The organism is Streptomyces gilvosporeus (assembly GCF_002082195.1).
In the GTDB taxonomy this organism is placed as follows: Bacteria; Actinomycetota; Actinomycetes; order Streptomycetales; family Streptomycetaceae; genus Streptomyces; species Streptomyces gilvosporeus.
The window spans coordinates 1,089,773-1,109,008 of the sequence record NZ_CP020569.1 but is presented as its reverse complement, the minus strand read 5'-3'; the positions used below and the strand labels follow the sequence as shown (position 1 = coordinate 1,109,008).

Sequence of the window (19,236 nt, the reverse complement as noted above, 5' to 3'; positions counted from 1 at the left end):
GGGCTCGCCCTGCCGAGCACCATGGTCTTCGACTACCCCAACCCGCTCGCACTCGTCGCCTTCCTGCGCGAGTCCCTCGCCGGGTCCGCCACGGGCACCACCGCCACGACCACGGCCGCGAACACCGCCGCCGACGACGAGCCCATCGCCATCATCGGCATGAGCTGCCGCTACCCCGGCGGGGTCGGCTCACCGGAGGACCTGTGGCGACTGGTCGCCGAGGGCGGCGACGCCACCGGCGAGTTCCCCACCGACCGCGGCTGGGACGCCGAGGGCCTCTACGACCCCGACCCCGACCGGGCCGGCCACACCTACTCGACCCGGGGCGGCTTCCTCCACGACGCCGCCGACTTCGACGCGGGCTTCTTCGGCATCTCGCCCCGCGAGGCCCTGGCCATGGACCCCCAGCAGCGCCTGCTGCTGGAGACCTCCTGGGAGGCGATGGAGCGCGCCGGGATCGACCCCGCCACCCTGCGCGGCAGCAGCACCGGCACGTTCATCGGCGCCAGTTACCAGGACTACGGAGCCTTCGGCGCGGGGCCGGAAGGGGCCGAGGGACACCTGATCACCGGCACCATCTCCAGCGTCCTGTCCGGCCGGCTCTCCTACACCTACGGCTTCGAGGGCCCGGCCGTCTCCCTCGACACCGCCTGCTCCTCGTCCCTGGTCGCCCTACACCTGGCCTGCCAGTCCCTGCGCAACGGCGAGAGCTCCCTGGCCCTCGCGGGCGGCGTCAGCATCATGTCCACGCCCGGCGCGTTCGTCGGCTTCAGCCGCCAGCGCGCGATGGCGGCCGACGGCCGCTGCAAGGCGTACTCCGATCAGGCCGACGGCATGAGCCTGGCCGAAGGCGTCGGCCTGGTCCTCGTCGAGCGGCTCTCCGACGCCCGCCGCAACGGGCACCAGGTCCTGGCCGTCATCCGGGGCTCCGCCGTCAACCAGGACGGCGCCTCCAACGGGCTGACCGCGCCCAACGGCCCGTCCCAGCAGCGCGTCATCCGACAGGCCCTGGCCAACGCCCGGATGGACCCCGACGGCATCGACGTCATCGACGGACACGGCACCGGCACGGCGCTCGGCGACCCCATCGAGGCGCAGGCCCTGCTGGCCACGTACGGCCAGGGCCGCGACCCCGAGCACCCGCTGCTCCTGGGCTCCGTCAAATCCAACATCGGCCACACCCAGATGGCGTCCGGCGTCGCCAGCGTCATCAAGATGGTCATGGCGATGCGCCACGCCACCGTGCCGCAGAGCCTGCACATCGACCGGCCCTCCAGCCACGTCGACTGGAGCTCCGGCGCCATCCGGCTGCTCACCGAGCCGCTGCCCTGGCCGACCACCGCACACCCGCGCCGCGCGGGCGTCTCCTCCTTCGGCCTCAGCGGCACCAACGTCCACACCATCCTCGAACAGGCCCCGGAAGACCGGACCGAGGACGACACCGACACCGCACCGGCCCGCCCGGCCGACCCCGCCGCCCTTCCCCTGACCCTGTCCGGACGCACCGAAGAGGGCCTGCGCGCCCAGGCCGGACGGCTCCTGACCCACCTCGCCGACCACCCCCAACTCCCGCTCACCGACCTGGCGTTCTCCCTCGCCACCTCCCGAACCGCCCTGGAACACCGTGCGGCCGTCGTCACCGACGACCCCGACACCCTCATCCGCGCCCTGACCGCACTGCGCGACGCAACCCCCGACGGCGGACTGCTCACCGGCCGCCCGGACCGCGGCCGACTCGCCTTCCTCTTCACGGGCCAGGGCAGCCAGCGCCCCGGAATGGGACGCGAGCTCTACGACCGCCACCCGGTCTACGCCGAGGCCCTGGACGCCGTACTGGCCCGCTTCGACCTCGAACTCGACCGCCCGCTGCGGGAGATCCTCTTCGCCGACCCCGGCACCCCCGAGGCCGCGCTGCTGGACGACACCGGCTACACCCAGCCGGCCCTCTTCGCCCTCGAAGTGGCGCTGTTCCGGCTCGCCGAGTCCTGGGGCCTGCGCCCCGACTACGTCGCGGGACACTCCATCGGCGAGCTTGCCGCCGCGCACGCCGTCGGAGTCCTCTCCCTGGAGGACGCCTGCACCCTCGTCGCGGCCCGCGGCCGGCTGATGGCCGCCCTGCCCTCGGGCGGCGCCATGGCCTCCGTCGAGGCCACCGAGGACGAGGCGGCCGCCGTGCTCGCCCCGTACGAGGGACGGGCCGCGCTCGCCGCCGTCAACACCCCGGCATCCCTGGTCGTCTCGGGCGACGAGGACGCTGTGCTCGCCGTGGCGGCCCACTTCCGCGAGCTCGGCCGCCGCACCAAGCAGCTGCGCGTCAGCCATGCCTTCCACTCGGCGCACATGGACGCGATGCTGGACGACTTCACCCGCGCCGCCGAAGGCATCACCTTCCACCCGCCGCGGCTGCCGCTGGTCTCCACCCTCACCGGCGAGCCGATCCCGGCCGACGACCTGTGCTCGGCGCAGTACTGGACCCGGCAGGTCCGCGGCACCGTCCGCTTCGCCGACGCCGTACGGCACCTCACCGAGCACGGTGTGACGACCTTCTTCGAGCTCGGCCCGGACGCCGTCCTCAGCGGCGCGGTGCGCGAGAGCACCGGCGAGCAGACGCCCGCCACCGCCATCCCGGCACTGCGCCGCGAGAGGCCCGAGGCCCCCGCACTGACCACGGCGCTGGCCCGGCTCCACCTCCACGGGGTCCGGGTCGACTGGGACGCCGTGTTCGCGGGCAGCGGCGCCCGGCGGATCGATCTGCCCACCTACCCCTTCCAGCGCGAGCGCTACTGGCCCGAGGCGGCGGAGGGAGCCGCCGCATCCGCACACCCCGTCGACGCGGCGGACGCGGAGTTCTGGTCGGCCGTCGAGCGCGCGGACCTTCGGTCCCTGGGCTCCTCGCTGGACCTGGACGACGACACCCTCACCGCCGTCGTGCCCGCCCTCTCCTCCTGGCGGCGCAAGAGCCGGGAGCGCTCCACCGTCGACGGCTGGCGCTACCGGACCACCTGGAAGCCCCTCACCGGCACGGGCACCGCCGGACACCCGGCCGGGACCTGGCTGGTGCTCGCACCGGCCGACGGCGAGCGGGCCTGGACCGACGCGGTCGCCGGGGCCCTGGGCGCCGACGCCGTACGGGTCGAGGTGAGCGCTGCGCAGCGCCCGGAGCTGGCCGCGCGGCTGAGCGAACTGGTCGCGGAGCACGGCGAGTTCGCGGGTGTCCTGTCCCTGCTGGCAACGGCCGACGAAGACGCCGACGACGCCGCGACCGCGGGCCTCCTGCTGACGGCGGCCGCGATCCAGGCCCTGGGCGACGCCGGTATCGAGGCCCCCCTGTGGTGCGCGACCCGCACCGCCGTGGCCGTGGACCGCGCCGAACACCCGGCCCGCCCCGCCCAGGCCGCCGTCTGGGGTCTGGGCAGGGTCGCCGCACTGGAGCACCCGCAGCGCTGGGGCGGCCTCGTCGACCTCCCCGACGAGCTCGACGGCACCACCCTGCGTCGGCTGGCCGCCGTCCTCACCGACAGCGGCGACGAGGACCAGCTCGCCGTACGCACCACCGCGACCTTCGTCCGCCGCCTGGCGCACCACCGGGCCGCACCGGCCCCCGAAACCGGCACGTTCCGCCCCACCGGCACCGTGCTCGTCACCGGCGGCACCGGTGCGCTCGGCGGCCACGTCGCCCGCTGGCTGGCCGAGGCGGGCGCCGAGCACCTGCTGCTGGTCAGCCGGCGCGGCACCGACGCTCCCGGAGCCGAGGAACTGGCCGCCGAAATAGCGGAGTTGGGCGCTCGCGTCACCCTCGTGGCGTGCGACACCGCCGACCGGGACGCGCTCGCCGCCGTACTCGCCGCGATCCCCGACGAGCACCCGCTCACCGCGGTGTTCCACACCGCCGGCACCGTCGACGACGGCACCCTGGACACGCTCACCCCCGAGCAGTTCACCGCCGTCCTGCGCACCAAGGTCACCGCCACCCTCAACCTGCACGAGACGACCCGCGAGAAGGACCTGAGCGCCTTCGTGCTCTTCTCCTCCGTCGCCGGCACCCTCGGCGCACCCGGCCAGGGCAACTACGCGGCCGGCAACGCCTTCCTCGACGCCTTCGCCGGACACCGCCGCGCCCACGGCCTGCCCGCCACCTCGCTGGCCTGGGGCCCCTGGGCCGAGACCGGTATGGCGGCCGACGGCACCGGCATCCAGGACCGCGTCCGCCGCGGCGGCTTCACCCCCATGGCACCGCCGCTCGCCCTCACCGCACTGCGCCAGGCGATCGAGCACGACGCCACGACGCTGACCCTCGCGGACGTCGACTGGCAGCGCTACGCGGAGGTCTTCACCGCGACGCGCCCCAGCCCCTTCGTCGCCGACCTGCCCGAACTCCGGCAGGTCACGCCGCCCGCCGGGACACCGGAGCGGGAACCGGCCCTGCGCCAACGGCTCGCCGGGCTCTCCCCGGCCGCGCGCCCGCGCTTCGTCCTGGACCTGGTGCGCACCCAGGTGGCCGCGGTCCTCGGGCACGGCGGCACCTCGGCCATCGGTGCCGAACGCGCCTTCACCGACCTCGGCTTCGACTCGCTGACCACCGTCGAACTGCGCAACACCCTCACGGCCACCACCGGCCTGAAACTGCCCGCGACCCTCGTCTACGACTACCCGACCCCGACCGCCCTCGCCGACTTCCTGCTCGCCGAACTCCTGGGCACCCTGCCCGAGTCCGGCGCCCCGGCCCTCGTCGGCCGCGCGGCCGACGACGATCCCATCGTCATCGTCGGCATGAACTGCCGCTTCCCCGGCGGCGTGCGGTCCCCCGAGGACCTCTGGCAGCTGCTGACCAGCGGCGAGGACGCGATCAGCGGATTCCCCGCGGACCGCGGCTGGGACCTGGACGCGCTCGCCCGCGGCGCCTCCGCCACCCTCGAAGGCGGATTCCTGGACGGCGTCGGCCTCTTCGACGCCCCCTTCTTCGGCATCTCGCCCCGCGAGGCCCTGGCCATGGACCCGCAGCAGCGGCTGCTGCTGGAGACCTCCTGGGAGGCGTTCGAGCGCGCCGGAATCGACGCGACCACGCTGCGCGGCAGCCGTACCGGCGTGTTCGTCGGCACCAACGGCCAGGACTACGCCACGCTCCTGCGCCGGGGCACCGGCACCACCGACGTACGCGGCCATGTCGCCACCGGCAACACCGCCAGCGTCATGTCCGGCCGCCTCTCCTACGCCTTCGGGCTGGAGGGCCCGGCCGTCACCGTCGACACCGCCTGCTCCTCGGCACTGGTCGCCCTGCACATGGCCGCGGGCGCCCTGCGCAGCGGCGAATGCACCCTCGCCCTGGCCGGCGGCGTCTCGGTGATGTCCAGCCCCGACTCCTTCACCGAGTTCACGGTCCAGGGCGGGCTGGCCCCCGACGGACGCTGCAAGCCGTTCGCCGACGCGGCCGACGGCACGAGCTGGTCCGAGGGCGTGGGCGTCCTCCTGCTGGAACGCCTCTCCGACGCCCGCCGCAACGGCCACGACGTCTGGGGCATCGTGCGCGGCACCGCCGTCAACCAGGACGGCGCCTCCAACGGACTGACCGCGCCCAACGGACGGGCCCAGCAGCGCGCCATCCGCCAGGCACTCGCCGACGCCGACCTCGCCCCCGCCGACGTCGATGTCGTCGAGGCCCACGGCACCGGCACCACCCTCGGCGACCCCATCGAGGCGCACGCGCTGATCGCCGCCTACGGACCGGACCGGCCGAAGGACCGGCCGCTGCTGCTCGGCGCCGTGAAGTCGAACCTGGGCCACACCCAGGCCGCCGCCGGTGTCGCCGGCACCATCAAGGTGCTGCTGGCGATGCGCCACGGCGTGCTGCCCAAGACCCTGCACACCGACGCGCCGTCCGCGCACGTGGACTGGACGGCCGGTACGGTCTCGCTGCTGACCGAGCAGCAGGAGTGGCCCGAGACCGGGCACGCCCGGCGGGCCGGTGTCTCCGCCTTCGGCGTCAGCGGCACCAACGCCCACATCATCATCGAGCAGGCACCGGACGCCGAGGAGTCCGCGGCACCGGAGCCCACCACGGTGCCGGGCCTCGTGCCCTGGCCGGTGTCGGGCACGTCCGAGGCCGCGCTGGAGGCACAGATAGCGCGGGTCTCGGCGCTGAACGGACCGTCACCGGTCGACGTGGGTCACTCCCTCACCACCGGCAGGGCGGCGTTCGCCCACCGCGCGGTCCTCGCGGCCGACGGAGCGGGCGTACGGGAACTCGCCCGCGGCGTCGCCCAGGAGACCGACGGAAAGCTGGCGGTGCTGTTCTCGGGCCAGGGCGCACAACGCGTCGGGATGGGGCGGGAGTTGTACGGCCGGTTCCCGGTGTTCGCCGAGGCGTTGGACGAGGTGTTGGCGCACTTCGATGCCGGGCTGCGGGAGGTGATGTTCGGCGAGGCGGAGGGCCTGGACGAGACCGGGTTCACGCAGCCTGCGCTGTTCGCCGTCGAGGTGGCGCTGTTCCGGCTGGCCGAATCCCTGGGCGTACGGCCGGACTTCGTGGCCGGACACTCGATCGGCGAGATCGCGGCCGCGCATGTCGCCGGGGTGTTCTCGCTGGCGGACGCGTGTGCGCTGGTGGCGGCCCGTGCGCGGCTGATGCAGGCCCTCCCGTCGGGCGGCGCCATGGTCGCCGTCCAGGGCACCGAGGAGGAGGCCGCCGCGCGGCTGGTCGACGGGGTGTCGATCGCGGCGGTCAACGGCCCCGAGTCGGTGGTGCTCGCAGGCGACGAGACCGAAGTCCTGCGGATCGCCGAGGAGTTCACCGACCTGGGCCGTAAGACGCGGCGCCTGCCGGTCAGCCACGCCTTCCACTCGCCGCTGATGGATCCGATGCTGGAGGACTTCCGGCGGGTCGCCGAGGGGCTGTCGTACGACGCCCCGCGGATCCCGCTGGTGTCGAACCTCACCGGTGAACTCGCCACCGACGATGCCGTCTGCTCGGCCGCATACTGGGTCCGGCATGTGCGCGAGACCGTGCGCTTCGCCGACGGCGTGCGCGCCCTGGCCGCCGAAGGGGCCGCCGTCTTCCTGGAGCTGGGTCCGGACGGGGTGCTGACCGCGTTGGCCCAGCACACCCTGGACGGCTTCGCGACCGCCGTACCGGCCCTGCGCAAGGACCGGCCCGAGGAGACCGCGCTGCTCACCGCCCTCGCCCACCTGCACGTCGTGGGCGTCGGAGTGGACTGGTCGGGGATCTTCGCCGGCACCGGCGCCCGCCGCGTCGACCTGCCCACCTATCCCTTCCAGCACCAGTGGTACTGGCCGGACGGCGGGCCCGCCGCGGAGACGACGGCCGGTGCCCAGGACCCCGTGGACGCCGAGTTCTGGGACGCGGTGGAGCGCGCGGACCTCTCCTCGCTCTCGGACAGCCTGGAACTGGACGACGCCGCACTGTCGGCCCTGGTACCCGCCCTGTCCGCCTGGCGCCGCAAGCGCGTCGAGCGCTCGACCGTCGACGGCTGGCGCTACCACGTGGCCTTCAAGCCGCTGCCCGGCACCGCGCCCGGCGCCCTCGCCGGACCGTGGCTGGCGTTGGTCCCGACGGGCGCCGCCGACGACGCATGGACCGCCGCCGTCCTCGCGACCCTCGGCGAGTCCGCCGTCACCGTTGAAGTCGACCCGGCCGACCGCGCTGCGTTCGCCGGACGACTTGGCGAACTCGCCGCACGAGGAACCGAGTTCACCGGAGTGGTCTCCCTTCTCGCCACCCCGTACGCCTTCGCCCTCCCCTTCGGACCGGCCTGGCCCGACGAGGCGCTGCGGGCACTGGCCGAGGCGGGCATCGACGCCCCGCTGTGGTGCGTCACCCGCGACGCGGTGTCGGTGGACCGCTCGGACACCGAAGCCGGCCCCGCCCAGGCGGCGGTGTGGGGGCTCGGCAGGGTCGCGGCCCTGGACCACCCGGACCGCTGGGGCGGCCTGATCGACGTACCGCAGGCGCTCGACCGGCGTACGGCGGAACGGCTGCGCGCCGTACTGTCCGGCGCCGGAGACGAGGACCAGGTGGCGCTGCGGCCGTCCGGCGCGTTCGGACGACGGCTGGTGCGTGCCACGGACGACGCCCCCGCGACCTCGTGGCAGCCGACCGGCACGGTCCTGGTCGTCGGCCCCGCTTCCGGAACCGGCGGACACTGCGCCCGCTGGCTCGCCGAACAAGGCGCCCGGCACCTGGTGCTGGCCGACCCCACCGCACCGGACACGGCGCGGCTGAGCGCCGAACTCGACGCCCTGGGCGTACCGTTGACGGTGCTCGACTGCGCACCGGCCGACGGCGAGGCGCTGCTGAGCGCGCTCGCCGCGCTCCCGGAGCCGCTGACCGCCGTGGTCCACGCGGACGGGCCCTCCGGCGCCGACGCCTACGCAACCGCCATCGCCGCGGACCCCGGCGCCGCCCTGGCCGCCCTGTACGCGGACGTGGAGAGCCTGGCGGCCGTGGCCGAGGCGGCGACCGGCGATCGCCCCCTGGACGCGTTCGTCCTCTTCTCCTCGATCGCCGGGACCTGGGGTGCCGGAGGCCGGGCCACCGAGGCCGCCGCCGGAGCCCAACTCGACGCCCTGGCACGCTCGTTGCGTGCCCGCGGACTGCCTGCCACCGCGGTCTCGTGGGGCGGCTGGTCCGACGCCACCTCCGACAGCCTGGCCGCGCACCTGCGGGCCAACGGGCTGCCCCCGATGGACCCCGCGCGGGCCTTGACCGCGCTCGCCCGCTCCCTGGGCACCGACACCCCCTCGGTGACGGTCGCCGACGTACGGTGGGACGGGTTCGCGCCCGCCTTCACCCGCAACCGGCGCAGCGCCCTGTTCGCGGAACTGCCCGAGGCCCGCGAGGCGCTGGCGGAGCCGGGCGGCACCGCGCCGGGGACGGTGGACACCGCGACCGGCCTGCGGGCCGAACTCGCCGCCCGCCCGGACACGGAGCGCACCGAGGTCCTGCTGAGCCTGGTCCGCGACCGGGTGGCCGCGGTGCTCGGGTTCGCGGACGCCGACGCCGTACCCTCCGGCCAGGCGTTCACGGACCTCGGCTTCGACTCGCTGACCGCGGTCGACCTGCGCAACCAGCTCGCCACCGCCACGGGTCTGGCCCTGCCCGCGACCCTCGTCTTCGACTACCCCACGGCCGAAGCGCTCGCCGGCCATCTGCGGGCCGAACTCCTCGACGAGGGCGGGAAGGCTACGGAGGAACTCCCCGCGGCGGCGCGGGCGACGGACGCCGACACCGCCGAGGACCCGGTCGTCATCGTCGGCATGAGCTGCCGCTACCCGGGCGGGATCCGCTCGCCCGAGGACCTGTGGCAGCTGGTCATGAGCGAAGCGGACGCCATCGGAGGCTTCCCCACCGACCGCGGCTGGGATCTGGACCGGCTGCTGCACGGCGACCGGGACGGCCGCGGCCGGACCGTCACCGGCCAGGGCGGATTCCTCTACGACGTCGCCGACTTCGACCCCGGATTCTTCGGGATCGCACCGCGCGAGGCCATGGTCATGGACCCGCAGCAGCGCATCCTGCTGGAAGCCGCCTGGGAGGCCCTGGAGCGCACCGGTATCGACCCCGCCCGGCTGCGCGGCGGCGACACCGGCGTGTTCATCGGCGGCGGCTCGGGCGACTACCGGCCCGAAGCCGGCCAGCTGGGCCACGCGCAGACCGCGCAGTCGGCGAGCCTGCTCTCCGGCCGGGTGGCCTACCACCTCGGCCTCGAAGGCCCCTCCGTCAGCGTCGACACGGCCTGCTCGTCGTCCCTGGTGGCGCTCCACCTGGCCGCCCAGGCCCTGCGCAACGGCGAGTGCTCCCTCGCCCTGACCGGCGGTGTGACGGTGATGTCCAGCCCGGTGAACTTCGTCGAGTTCGGGGAGATGGGAGCCCTCGCACCGGACGGCCGCTGCCGGCCGTTCGCGTCCGCCGCGGGCGGCACCGGCTGGTCCGAGGGCGTGGGCGTCCTCGTCCTGGAACGGCTCTCGGACGCCCGCCGCAACGGCCACGAGGTGCTCGCGGTGCTGCGCGGCTCGGCCATCAACCAGGACGGCGCCAGCAACGGCATCACCGCGCCCAACGGCCCCTCGCAGCGCCGCGTCATCCAGCGGGCGCTGGCCAACGCGGGGCTGGCACCGGCCGACGTGGACGCCGTGGAGGCACACGGCACTGGCACCACCCTGGGCGACCCCATCGAGGCCCAGGCGCTGATGGCCACGTACGGGCAGGGCCGTGACCCCCGACTGCCGCTGCTGCTCGGGTCGGTGAAGTCCAATATCGGCCACACCCAGGCGGCCGCGGGCATCGCCGGTGTGATCAAGATGGTGCTGGCGATGCGCCACGGCGTGCTGCCCAGGAGCCTGCACATCGACGAGCCCTCGGCGCACGTCGACTGGAGCGCCGGAGCCGTCGAACTGCTGGCGCAGGCGGCCGACTGGCCGCGTACGGGCCGTCCGCGCCGGGCCGGAATCTCGGCCTTCGGCGCCAGCGGCACCAACTCCCACGTGATCATCGAGCAGCCCGAACCCACCGTGGCGCAGGAGCCCGAGAGCCCGCAGGAGGCGGGCGGCACGCTGCCGGTGCCCGTGTCCGGCGCCGTGCCGGAAGCGCTGCGGGCCCAGGCCCGGCAGCTGCACGCCTACGTGGCCGACCGGCCCGACCTCACCGTCGCCGAGTTCGCGCTGTCCACGGCCACCACCCGGTCGGCCTTCACCCACCGGGCCGCCGTCCTGGCCGAGGACCGCGAGGAACTGCTCGCGGGCCTGACCGCGCTCGCCGACGGACTCGACACCCCCCAGGTCCTGCGGGGCCGGGTCGCGGACCGCCGCGGCAAGCTCGCGGTGCTCTTCTCCGGCCAGGGATCGCAGCGCGTGGGCATGGGCCGGGAACTCCACGCCCGCTTCCCGGTGTTCGCCGAGGCCCTGGACGAGGTGACGGCACGCCTGGACGCGGAACTGGAACTTCCGCTGCGGGACGTCATGTTCGACAACGCGGAGCGGCTGAACGAGACGGGCTACACCCAGCCCGCGCTGTTCGCCATCGAGGTCGCGCTGTTCCGCCTCGTCGCCTCCTGGGGCATCCGCCCGGACTTCGTCGCCGGGCACTCCATCGGCGAGATAGCGGCCGCGCATGTGGCCGGGGTCTTCTCCCTGGACGACGCGTGCCGGCTGGTCGCCGCACGGGCGCGGCTGATGAACGCCCTGCCCGCGGGCGGCGCCATGGTCGCCGTCCAGGCCACCGAGGAGGAGACCCGGGCGCACCTGACCGACGGCGTGTCCATCGCCGCGGTCAACGGACCGCGCTCGGTGGTCCTCTCCGGCGACGAGGCCGCCGTACTGGGCATCGCGGACAAGTTCACCGCCGACGGGCGCAAGACTAGGCGTTTGCGGGTGAGCCATGCATTTCACTCACTGCACATGGACGCCGTTCTCGACGACTTCCGACAAGTCGCCCAAAGCGTCGGCTACGACGCCCCCGCCATCCCTCTCGTGTCCAACGTGACCGGCGAGGCGGCGACCGAGTGCCAGGTGTGCTCCCCGGACTACTGGGTGCGCCACGTCCGCGAGGCCGTCCGCTTCGGCGACGGCATCCGCACCCTCGCCGACCGCGGGGTGACCGCGTTCCTGGAACTGGGCCCCGACGGCGCGCTGTGCGCCATGGCCCAGGAGACCCTGGACACCCTGCCCTCGCAGGCGGTCACCGTACCGGCGCTGCGCCGGGACCGCGGTGAGCAGCAGGGTGTGGTCACCGCGCTCGCCCGGCTGCACGTGGACGGAGCGAGCCCGCACTGGCCCGCCGTCCTCACCGGGACCCGGACCGCGCCCCGCCGCACCGACCTGCCCACCTACCCCTTCCAGCACCAGCGGTTCTGGCCGGCCGACCGGCCCGCCACCGACGCCGCCCCGGCGACCGCCGCGGACGACGGCTTCTGGTCGGCCGTGGGGGAGGCGGACTTCGCGGAACTCGCCACGACGCTCGACGTCGAGCGCGACGCGCTCGCCACGGTGCTCCCCGCGCTCGCGGACTGGCGCCGCCGGCGCGAGGCGTCCGGCACGGTCGACGGCTGGCGGCAGCAGATCACCTTCGAGCCGCTGACCCGCACGCCCTCCCACACCCCGGCGGGCACCCACCTCGCCGTGATCCCGGCAGGGCACGAGCAGGACCCGTGGGTCGCCGACGTCGTCGCGGCCCTGGGCCCGGACACCGCGCGCCTCACCGCGCCCGGCGCCGACCGGGCCGCCCTGGCCGACCTGCTGCGCCAACAGGCCGCCGAAGGAGCCGAGTTCACCGGCGTGGTCTCCCTGCTCGCCCTCGCCACGGAGCCCGCCGGCCCGGAAGCCGCTCACCCGGGCGACGCCCCCGAGGCGCTGGCCCTCACCACCACCCTGATCCAGGCGCTCGGCGACGCGGACCTCGCCGCACCCCTGTGGTGCCTCACCCGCGACGCGGTCGCCGCCGCGCCCGGCGAGCCGGTGTCCGGATCCGCCCAGGCCGCCGTATGGGGACTGGGACGGGTGGCCGCCCTGGAGTACCCGCAGCGCTGGGGAGGTCTGATCGACCTGCCCGGCACGCTCGACGACCGCTCCGCCGCCCGTCTCGCCGACGTGCTCGCCGCCCCCGGCGGCGAGGACCAGATCGCGATCCGGCCCTCCGCCGTCCTGGGCCGCCGGCTGGTCCCCGTACCGGCCGGGCGGACCACCCGGGAGTGGAACCCCACCGGAACCGTCCTGATCACCGGCGGCACCGGAGCACTGGGCGCCCACGTGGCACGCGAACTGGCACGGGCAGGTGCACGGCAGCTGCTGCTGCTGAGCCGCCGCGGCCCGGACGCGCCCGGCGCGGACGCACTGCGGGCCGACCTCACCGCGCTCGGCGCGGACGTCACCCTCACCGCATGCGACGCCGCCGACCGCGACGCGCTCGCGAAGGTCCTGGCGGACATCCCCGAGACGGCCCCGCTGACCGGCATCGTCCACACCGCCGGCGTCATCGACGACGGCGTCCTGGACAGCCTCACCCCGGACCGCTTCGAGGACGTCTTCCGCGCCAAGGCCGCCTCGGCCCTGGCCCTGCACGACCTCACCAAGGACCTGGACCTGGCCGTGTTCGCCCTGTTCTCCTCGTCCTCCGGAGCGGTCGGCAACGCCGGCCAGGCCAACTACGCCGCCGCCAACGCCTTCCTGGACGCCCTCGCCGAACAGCGCCGGGCTCAGGGCCTGGCCGCGACCTCCCTCGCCTGGGGCGTGTGGGGCGGCGCCGGAATGGCCGCCGACCAGCGCGCGGCCGACGTGGCCCGGCGCACCGGAATCCGCCCGCTGGACCCGGACCTCGCCGTCGTGGCGCTGCGCCGGGCCGTCATGGACGGGCGGCCCACCGAGGTCGTCGCCGACATCGAACGCGACCGGTTCGTCCGCTCCTTCACCGCCGTACGGCCCAGCCCGCTGCTCGGCCGGCCGACCGTCGACGCCGAGGACCGGACGGCGGGGGACGCCGACGAGGCCACCACGGGCGACGCGCTGCGCGAGAAGCTGACGGGCCTGCCGCCCGCCAAGCGCTCCGAAGCCGTACGGGACCTGGTCCGCACCCGTGCCGCGGCCGTACTGGGACACCCCACGGCCGACGCCGTAGGCGCCGACCGGGCGTTCCGCGACCTCGGCTTCGACTCCCTCAGCGCCGTCGAACTGCGCAACCAGCTCGGCGCCGCGACCGGACTGAACCTGACCGCCACGCTCGTCTTCGACCACCCCAACCCCGCCGACCTGGCCGACCACCTCCTGAGCCGCCTGGTCCCCGACGAGGCCCCGGGGGAGGGGGCGGCCGACGGCGGCGACCCGGACTCCGCCGGCATCAAGGCCCTGCTGGCCTCCGTCTCCGTGGCCCAGCTGCGCGAGATCGGCGTGCTCGAACCCCTGCTGAAGCTCGCCGCCGAACAGACCGCGACGTCCGGCGCCGAGGCCGCCGCCGCGACGGCGGCCGACGCCTACGACGAGTCGATCGACGCGATGGACATCGCCGACCTGGTGCAGGCGGCATTCGACGGCAATACCCCCCAAGAGCGCTGAAAGAGCGGACCATGACCACATCCAGTGAAACCGTCGTCGCAGCCCTCCGCGCCTCGCTGAAGGAAGCCGAGAACCTGCGCCGCCAGAACCGCAAGCTCGTCGCCGCGGCCACGGAGCCGATCGCGATCGTGGCGATGGCCTGCCGCTACCCCGGCGGGGTGCAGTCGCCCGAGGACCTGTGGGAGCTGCTGACCGCGGGCAAGGACGCGATCGGCGCGTTCCCCACGGACCGCGGCTGGGACCTGGACGCCCTGCGGGACGCCGGGGTCGACCAGCGAGGAAACGCCGTCAGCCAGGAAGGGGGCTTCCTCGACGGCGTGGGGGACTTCGACGCCGGCTTCTTCGGCATCTCGCCCCGTGAATCGGTCACCATGGACCCGCAGCAGCGGCTGCTGCTGGAGACCTCCTGGGAGGCCATCGAGCGCGCCGGCATCGACCCGACCACCCTGCGCGGCAGCCGTACCGGCGTGTTCGTCGGCACCAACGGCCAGGACTACGCCTACCTGCTCGTACGTTCCCTGGCCGACGCCACCGGCGACATCGGCACCGGAATCGCCGCCAGCGCCACCTCCGGCAGGCTGTCCTACACGCTGGGCCTGGAGGGCCCGGCGGTGACCGTCGACACGGCGTGCTCGTCCTCGCTCGTGGCCCTGCACACGGCGAGCCATGCCCTGCGGGCCGGCGAGTGCTCGCTGGCCCTGGTCGGCGGGGTGAACGTCATGTCGTCCCCCGGTTCCCTGATGGAGTTCAGCAGGCAGGGCGGGCTCGCGGCGGACGGCCGGTGCAAGGCGTTCTCGGACGCGGCCGACGGCACCGGATGGTCCGAGGGAGTGGGCGTCCTCGTGGTGGAGCGCCTGTCCGACGCCCGCCGCAACGGGCACCCCGTGCTGGCCGTCGTACGGGGCTCGGCCGTCAACCAGGACGGCGCCTCCAACGGCTTCACCGCGCCCAACGGCCCCTCCCAGCAGCGGGTGATCCGCCAGGCCCTGGCCGCCGCCGGTCTGTCGGCGTCGGACGTGGACGTGGTCGAGGCCCATGGCACCGGCACCCCGCTCGGCGACCCGATCGAGGCCCAGGCGCTGCTGGCCACCTACGGCCAGGACCGCGACCCCGAACGCCCGCTGCTGCTGGGGTCGGTGAAGTCCAACCTCGGCCACACCCAGGCGGCGGCCGGCGCAGCAGGGCTGATCAAGATGATTCTGGCGATGCGGCACGGCGTCCTGCCCAAGACGCTGTACGCCGATGTGCCGTCCTCGCATGTGGACTGGACCTCCGGGGCGGTGGAACTGCTGACGGAGCCCCAGGAGTGGCCCAAGGCCGACCGGCCGTGGCGCGCCGGCGTGTCTTCGTTCGGCATCAGCGGCACCAACGCCCATGTGATCGTGGAGCAGCCGGAACCGGACGAAGAACCGGTGACGGAACCGGGGTTGGCGCCCACCGTGGTGCCGTGGCTGGTATCGGCCAAGTCCGAGGAGGCGCTCGCGGCACAGATCGAGCGGATCTCCTCGCGCCGGGGTACGGCGTCACCGGTGGACGTGGGCTTCTCGCTCGCCTCGGGCCGCTCGGTGTTCGAGCACCGCGCGGTGCTGCTGGCCCAGTGCCCCGACGGCGAACTGTCCGAGGCCACCCGAGGCCGCGCGGAGACGGGCCGCCCGCTGGCGGTGCTGTTCTCGGGCCAGGGCGCACAACGTGTCGGGATGGGGCGGGAGTTGTACGGCCGGTTCCCGGTGTTCGCCGAGGCGTTGGACGAGGTGCTGGGGCACTTCGATGCCGGGCTGCGGGAGGTGATGTTCGGCGAGGCGGAGGGCCTGGACGAGACCGGGTTCACGCAGCCTGCGCTGTTCGCCGTCGAGGTGGCGCTGTTCCGCCTAACCGAGTCCCTGGGCGTGCGGCCGGACTTCGTGGCCGGGCATTCGATCGGCGAGATCGTGGCGGCGCATGTGTCCGGGGTGTTCTCGCTGGCGGATGCGTGTGCGCTGGTGGCGGCCCGTGCGCGGTTGATGCAGGCCCTGCCGGTGGGCGGCGCGATGGTGGCCGTCGAGGCGGCGGAGAGCGAGGTGGCTGCGCGGCTGGTGGACGGGGTGTCGCTGGCGGCGGTCAACGGCCCGGAGTCGGTGGTGATCGCCGGGGACGAGACGGAGGTGCTCCGTATCGCGGAGGAGCTGGCCGCAGAGGGACGCAAGACGCAGCGTCTGTCGGTCAGCCACGCCTTCCACTCGCCGTTGATGGATCCGATGCTGGAGGACTTCCGACGGGTGGCCGAGGGGCTGTCGTACGAGGCTCCGCAAATCCCCATCGTCTCGAACGTGACCGGTGAGCCGGCCGCCGAGGAGCTGGTGTGCTCACCGGGCTACTGGGTGCGGCACGTGCGGGAAACGGTGCGCTACGCCGACGGTGTGCGTGCCCTGGCCGCCGAAGGGGCCGCCGTCTTCCTGGAGTTGGGCCCGGACGGGGTGCTGACGGCGATGGCCCGGCACACCCTCGACGAGACGGCGGTGGCCGTCCCCGTCTTGCGCAAGGACCGGTCCGAGGAAGCCGCGCTGCTGACCGCCCTCGCCCACCTGCACGTCGCGGGTATCGGGGTGGACTGGTCCTGGATCTTCGCCGGCACCGGCGCCCGCCGCGTCGACCTGCCCACCTATCCCTTCCAGCACGAGCGCTACTGGCCTCGGCCCGCGGCGCCGAGCGGCGATGTGGCCGGTGCGGGCCTGCTGTCCGCCGAGCACCCGCTGCTGGGCGCGACGCTCACCCTCGCAGAGTCCGGTGAAGTCGTGCTGACGGGCAGGCTGTCGCTGCACACGCATCCGTGGTTGGCCGACCACGCCATCGGCGACAGCGTCTTCTTCCCGGGAACCGGCTTTCTGGAACTGGCGATGCACGCCGCCGACCAGGCCGACTGCGACCGCGTCGAGGACCTCGTCCTGATGACCCCACTGGTGCTCCAGGAAGAGGGTGCCAGGCAGGTCCAGGTCCTGGTCGGGCCCGCCGACGAGGCAGGTACCCGCACGATCTCGGTACATTCGCGCCCGGACGGCAACCCCGGTCTGCCATGGACGCAGCACGCGGGGGGCACGCTGACCAGCGGTGAACGCATCGTGGACTTCGGATCCACCACGTGGCCCCCGCAGGACGCGGAGGCCGTCGACCTGGAGGGCTTCTACGAGGGGACGGGTTACGGCCCGGCCTTCCAGGGGCTGCGCTCGGTGTGGCAGTGCGAGGACGGTGCCTTCCTGGAGGTGGCCCTGCCGGACCATGTGGCCGAGGATGCAGGGGCCTTCGGCATCCACCCGGCGCTGCTGGACGCGGTGCTCCAGTCGCACCGCATCGCCGGTGTCGGCAGTGCGGACGACCAGTTCCTGCCCTTCGCCTGGCGCGGCGTGTCGCTGCATGCGGGCGGCGCCTCGGTCCTGCGGGTCCGGGTCGTGAAGACCGGCGACGACTCGATGTCGATCGCGGCCGTAGACGCCGAAGGCGCGCCCGTCCTGTCCGCCGAGGCGATGGTGATGCGGGCCTACCGCGGCCCCGGCACCGACGGGTCGGCAGCACGGCACGGCGCGGAGCGCGATGAGTTGTTGTCGGTGGAGTGGGTGTCGGGTCCTGAGGTGTCGCCTGCCGAGGTGCGGTGTGTGTCTCTGGGTGCGGATGTGCTGGGTGTGGGTGCGTCGGTCGCGTCTCTGGCGGATCTCTCCGGGGACGAGGATTTCGTGGTGGTTCCCGTGTCGGGTGTGGGTGACGATGTGCCCGCTGCGGCACATGAGTTGACGTCCCGCGCGTTGGGTCTGCTTCAGGAGTGGGCCGGCCGGGAGGGCTCCAGTGGCTCGCGTCTGGTGTTCGTCACCCGTAACGCGGTCTCCGCCGATGCGGGGGAGCCCGTACGGGATGTGGCGGGTGCGGCGGTGTGGGGTCTGGTGCGCTCGGCGCAGTCGGAGAACCCCGGGCGGATCGCGTTGGTGGACCTGGACGCCGGTTCCGGGGATCTCGTGGAGGTGCTTGCGGGTCTGCCGGGTCTGTTGGTCGGCGGGGATGCGCAGTTCGTGGTGCGCGACGGCGCGGTGCGCGTGGGACGGCTGGCCGAGCTGGCCGAGTCGGTCGATGGTGTGGGTGTGTCGCCGCGGGCGTGGGATGCGGACGGCACGGTGCTGATCACCGGTGGTACGGGGGGTCTGGGGCGCGAGCTGGCCCGTCATCTGGTGGCCGAGCGCGGTGTCCGGCATCTGCTGCTGGTCAGCCGGAGCGGACCCGAGGCCCCGGGCGTCTCCGGACTGAGCGACGAACTGGCCGCTCTCGGCGCGGAGGTCACCGTGCGCGCCTGTGACGTGGCCGACCGGGCGGCCGTGAACGCTCTCATCGCCGCCGTACCGGCCGAACACCCGCTGACCGCCGTGATCCACACGGCCGGTGTCCTCGATGACGGGCTGGTCACCTCGCTGACGCCGGAGCGGCTGTCGACCGTACTGCGCCCGAAGGTGGACGCCGCCTGGCATCTGCACGAAGCCACCAAGCACCTCGACCTGGCCGCCTTCGTGCTCTACTCCTCCATCTCGGGTGTGCTCGGTGCTCCCGGACAGGCCAACTACGCGGCGGGCAACGTGTTCCTGGACGCGCTCGCCGGGTACCGGACGGGACAGGGACTGCCCGCGCAGTCCCTGTCCTGGGGCGCCTGGACCCAGGACGGTGGCATGACCGCCGGCCTCTCCGACACGGATATGCAGCGGATGGCCTCCTACGGGACCGCACCGCTGAGCCGGGAACGAGGCTTGGCCCTGTTCGACGCCGCCGTTGCACGCAGCGCGGCCCACCTCGTCACGGTCGGCCGGGCCGGCGGGCCGCTGCGGGCGTCGGGACCGGTCCCGTCGATGCTGCGCGGCCTGGTCAAGGGCGCCCGCCGCACGGCCGTGAACACCACCGGAGAGACGGCCGTACCGCTCGCCGACCGGCTGCGGGCCGCGCGCCCCGAGGAGCGCACGCGCCTGATGACGGAGCTGGTCCGCACCGAGGCCGCCGCCGTCCTCGGACACGCGTCAGCCAAGAACGTCGACGCCCGCAAGGAGTTCAACGAGCTCGGCTTCGACTCCCTGACCTCCGTCGAACTGCGCAACCGGCTCTCCGCCCTCACCGGACTGCGGCTGAGCGCCACGCTCGTCTTCGACTACCCCAACCCCACCGCACTCGCCGACCACT

Annotated in this window: 1 protein-coding gene and 1 pseudogene (1 of these 2 running past the window's edge); both read left to right on the top strand. The window is 74.1% G+C overall.

The genetic code is table 11. The features are described 5' to 3' along the window. Positions 1–14,055, top strand: partial view of a type I polyketide synthase gene (locus B1H19_RS05030; RefSeq protein WP_083103413.1) — the 3' end only. The gene continues 14,403 nt to the left of window position 1, outside the view; 14,055 of the gene's 28,458 nt are visible here — the last part of the coding sequence; the start codon falls outside the window, past its left edge; it ends in the stop codon at positions 14,053–14,055. Next, a pseudogene (locus tag B1H19_RS05025) lies at positions 14,025–19,236 on the top strand (type I polyketide synthase); the annotation flags it as partial. The gene B1H19_RS05030 and the pseudogene B1H19_RS05025, both read left to right, overlap by 31 nt.